This is a genomic window from Streptomyces sp. RP5T, assembly GCF_003933965.1.
In the GTDB taxonomy this organism is placed as follows: domain Bacteria; phylum Actinomycetota; class Actinomycetes; order Streptomycetales; family Streptomycetaceae; genus Streptomyces.
In genome coordinates this window covers 1-4,224 of record NZ_RSAJ01000670.1, presented here as the reverse complement: position 1 = coordinate 4,224, position 4,224 = coordinate 1, and the positions used below count along the sequence as shown (strand labels likewise).

Below are 4,224 nucleotides of genomic sequence, written 5' to 3'. Positions count from 1 at the left end.
GGCGGGACGGGAGAGCTTCTGCAGTTCGGAGATCAGCTTCCCGCGCGAGATGCTGCCGGGGTCCTGGTTGACGCCGTCGGTCAGCACCACCAGGGCGTTGAACTTCCCCTCGGCGTAGGAGGAGGTCGCCGCCCGGTACGCGGCGAGCGTGGTGTCGTACAGCCCCGTCGCGCCGCCCGGCACCGGCTCCAGGCCGCCGAAGGCCGCCGACAGGCGCTCCCGCTGGGTGCCGCCCGTGGGCGTGCTGTCGCCCAGCCGGTCCGTCGGCACCAGGATCCTGTAGTCCTTGGCGCCGTCCAGCTTCGTGGAGAACTCCCACAGGCCGATCTCGTCCTCCTGGGTGAAGGTGGCGAGGGCCTGCAGCAGGGACGCCTTGGTGACGTCCATCCGGGTGCGGCCGGTGCCCGGGACGGGCTCGGACATGGAGGAGGACGCGTCCACGACCGTGGTGATCCGCGCGCTCTGGACGGTGATCGTCCAGGTGCCGAGGGCCTCCTGGAGCGCCGACGCGGACGCCGGCTCGACGGCCGCCGCCGCGAAGGGCTGCGGCACCCTGCCCCCGGCCTTCGCGACCAGCGAGGCGGAGACCTGGTCGTCGGAGGTCCTGAACCCCCGGTCCGTCAGCAGCTGTTCCTGCTCGGGCTTGCGCAGGTACGTCATGAAACGGATCGCCGCCCGGCTCTCGTCCGTGCTCAGCCGCGTCTCGTCGACGAGCGCGTACGGGTAGTCCAGCCGCGGTGACCCGTCCTTCGGGTAGAAGAAGTCCAGGCCGTCCCCGGACTCCGCCGAGGAGTTGTACGTGAAGGCCGCCTGCTCGGACAGGATCAGGGCCTGGTTGCGCCTCGGATTGCCCTGCTCGGTACCCGAGGAGTCCCGCGGCAGCGTCTCCACGAGCCGGCCGTCGCTGTCGGAGACGCGCTGCGAGAGCGACTTCATCATCGCCGCGGCCTGGGTCGCCCCGCCCTCGACGCCGCCCGCCGCGCTGCTCAGCCGGGTCAGGGCGAGCAGCCCGGACGCGCTGCGCGCGGGATCGGCGGCGCCCAGCCTGAGGGAGTCGTCCCGCAGCGCGGCGCCCGCCAGTTCGAGCCAGCCGTACGTCTTCTTCGGCCAGCCCAGCGCTTTCGCGGCGTCCGGCACCATCGCCATGCCGACCGGGCTGGAGGCCACGTCACCGACCCGAGCCACCTCGGTCGCGCCCCCGTTCGCGGAGATCTGCTCCAGCCACACGTCCGAGTCCGGCACCCACACCTGCGCGCCGGGGTTCCTGCCGGCCACGAGCGCGTCCCTGACCTTGTACGACTCGCGCGCGGTCACCGACACGGCCACACAGCGCCCGTCGGAGGTGAGGTTCTCGTCGTGGGCCCGGCCGGCCGCGGCGCGCAGGGCGGGGGCCATGTCGGGGGAGGCGGCGATCTCGATCCGTACCGCCTCGTCCTGGCAGGAGGAGCCGAAGGAGAGCAGGCCGCCCTGGACGGCGGCGGCCGTACCGCCGGCGACGGCGAGGACCAGCACCGTCGCGACGGCCACGGTGCGGCGGCGCGCGCGTGGACGGGGGTCGCTGCCGCCCACCCCATACTGATCGGGCAAGCTGTGACGTCCCATGACGGTGGTGCCCTCCCCTGCTGCTCGTGCCGGCACAGCCGTGTACGGAGGAAAAGGGAGTACGCCCCCGTACGGCGTCCGTCCCCCCGACGGCCCTGCGCACGATCTTCGTAACTTCTTTCGAAGGACCCTAGCGGGGCGGAGTTGGGGATGAGGCTGGATTACTCAACTGGAGGCAGGTGTGCAGGCGGAGGAAGGGGCAGTGGCCGATTCTTTTCCGCAGCGGGCGCTCTCACGGAAGTTCTTGCGTGACGAGACGCTGCTCGTTCTGGGGCTTTCGCTCGGTGCGAGCGGTGTGTCCGCGCTGATCAGTTTTGTCGGATCGGTCACCAAACCAGGGGGTCTCAAGGATCAGGCGGCGACCCTCAACGCCTCGGCCGCGCCCGGCCGTCCCTGGCTGGATCTCGCCTGGCAGCTCTTCGGGATCGCCTCGGCGCTGGTTCCCGTCGCCCTGGTCGCGCACTTCCTGCTGCGCGAGGGGCAGAGCCTCAGAACCCTCGGCTTCGACCGCACCCGGCCCGGCTTCGACCTCGCCCGCGGGGCCGGCGTCGCGGCCGTGATCGGCAGTACCGGTATCGCCTTCTACCTGGCCGCACGCGGTCTCGGCTTCAACCTCACCGTGGTGCCCGAGGCGCTGCCCGACGTGTGGTGGAAGTACCCGGTGCTGATCCTCTCGGCGTTGCAGAACGCGATCCTCGAAGAGGTGATCGTCGTCGGGTATCTGCTGCGCCGGCTGAACCAGTTGGGCTGGACCCCGGGCACCGCCCTGGTGGCCAGTTCCGTACTGCGCGGCAGCTACCACCTCTACCAGGGCGTCGGCGGCTTCATCGGCAACATGGTGATGGGCGTGGTGTTCGTCCACCTGTACCGGCGCTGGGGCCGGGTGGGCCCCCTGGTGGTGGCGCATTCCCTCCTCGACATCGGGGCGTTCGTGGGATACGCGCTGCTCGCGGGCAAGGTGGGCTGGCTGCCGACCGCCTGATCAGGCGAGCAGCTCGCCCTCGATGACCGTGACCGCCCGGCCCGTCAGCAGCGTGCGCGCACCGCGCAGTCCGGTGCGGACCCGGCCGGAGCGGGGCGAGGCCTGCAGCCCGGTGAGATCCGTACGGCCGAGCCGCCGCGACCAGTAGGGCGCGAGCGCGGTGTGGGCGCTGCCGGTGACCGGGTCCTCGTCGATGCCGACGTTCGGGAAGAAGCAGCGGGAGACGAAGTCGTAGCCCAGTTCCGGGTTCTCGGCGCGGGCGGTGGCGATGATCCCGCGCTCGGAGTAGGCGGCCAGCGCCTTGAGGTCGGGGCGAAGGGCGTGCACGGTCTTCTCGTCGGCCAGTTCGAGCAGCAGGTCACCGATGTTCGGCCCGGTGTCGGAGGCGGTCAGCGGCTCGGCGCCCAGTGCCGCGGCGACCCCCTCGGGCAGCGCGACCGGGGTCAGCGGGGCCGTGGGGAAGTCCAGGGTGATCGAACCGTCCTCGGCGGGCGTGGCGACGAGGACTCCGCTGCGGGTCGCGAAGCGCACCGGGCCCTGGTGAGCGCCGGTGGCGAACAGGACGTGGGCCGTGGCGAGCGTGGCGTGCCCGCACATGTTCACCTCGGTGGCGGGCGTGAACCACCGCAGCGCCCAGTCGGCCTCGCCGCCGCCGGGCAGCCGGTGCGCGAAGGCCGTCTCGGCGTGGTTGACCTCCAGGGCGATGTTCTGGAGCCGGTTGTCGTCCGGGAAACCGTCGTCCAGGAGCAGGACCCCTGCCGGGTTGCCGGCGAACGGGCGGTCGGTGAAGGCGTCGACGATTCGGATACGCATGGACCGACCGTACGGCGTGATCTTGCCTCGGGGACAAGGCCAATCCGGCGTCGCCGGCCCGATTTCCGGGAAGGCCGACGCGTCCCGGCCCGCCGCCCATTGCGCTGTCGCCGACGAGCCCTCATTATCAGGAATCCTGTTACTTTAATCTTGTAGCGATGGGTGCTCCGTCATGCCGTTCAGTCCCGCAATCAAGGCCAGGGCGATCCAGCTCCTGCTCGGCCGCGTGATGTCCCGCGTCCACAAGGACCTGCGCCTCACCGACATCCCGGCGCGCACCGAGACCCTCCGGGTCGACACCGGCGCCGGACCGGTGACGTGCACCGTCTACCGTCCGCCGGTCACCGCCGACGTGCCCGCCCCGGTGTACGTCAACTTCCACGGCGGCGGGTTCGTGGTCGCCCGGGCCGAGCAGGACGACCACATCTGCCGCTACATCGCGGCCACGGCCGGCTGTGTCGTGGTCAACGTCGACTACGCGGTCGCGCCGCAGAGGCCGTATCCCGCCCCCGTCACCCAGGCCTACGACGTCACCGCGTGGGTCGCCGCGAACGGTGCCGTCGGAGGCTGGGACGGTTCGCGGCTCGCCGTCGGCGGACACAGCGCCGGCGCCAACCTGACCGCCGCGGTGTGCCGGCTGGCCAGGGAGCGCGGCACCTTCTCACCCCGGCTCCAGATCCTCGACTCCGCACCGCTGGACCAGGTCGCCGACCCGGCCGGCAAGCGGTCCCTCGTCGCCAAGCCGCTGCTGACCCCGCAGCTCATGCGGATCTTCACCGCCGCCTACGTCCCCGACCCCGCCGACCGCGCCCACCCTCTCGTCTCGC

4 protein-coding genes are annotated in these 4,224 nt (G+C 71.7%); 2 read left to right on the top strand and 2 right to left on the bottom strand.

Annotated features, from left to right (window positions below):
• A partial coding sequence (locus tag EHS43_RS38840; protein ID WP_125195285.1) for a substrate-binding and VWA domain-containing protein occupies positions 1 to 1,602 on the bottom strand: 1,602 nt, incomplete at its 3' end.
• 181 nt (positions 1,603 to 1,783) lie between these two features.
• On the opposite strand from EHS43_RS38840, the gene EHS43_RS38835 reads away from it, so the two are divergent.
• On the top strand, positions 1,784 to 2,584 hold the full coding sequence (locus tag EHS43_RS38835) for a CPBP family intramembrane glutamic endopeptidase (RefSeq protein WP_125195284.1): 801 nt from the start codon (positions 1,784 to 1,786) through the stop codon (positions 2,582 to 2,584).
• Here EHS43_RS38835 and EHS43_RS38830 read toward each other — a convergent pair whose 3' ends face one another.
• Positions 2,585 to 3,397: a PhzF family phenazine biosynthesis protein gene (locus EHS43_RS38830; protein WP_125195283.1), complete on the bottom strand. Its 813-nt coding sequence runs from the start codon at positions 3,395 to 3,397 to the stop codon at positions 2,585 to 2,587.
• A gap of 172 nt (positions 3,398 to 3,569) precedes the next feature.
• Between EHS43_RS38830 and EHS43_RS38825 the strand changes: the two genes are divergently transcribed.
• Positions 3,570 to 4,224, top strand: a 655-nt coding sequence (locus EHS43_RS38825) for an alpha/beta hydrolase fold domain-containing protein (protein ID WP_148104211.1), incomplete at its 3' end; no start/stop codon positions are given.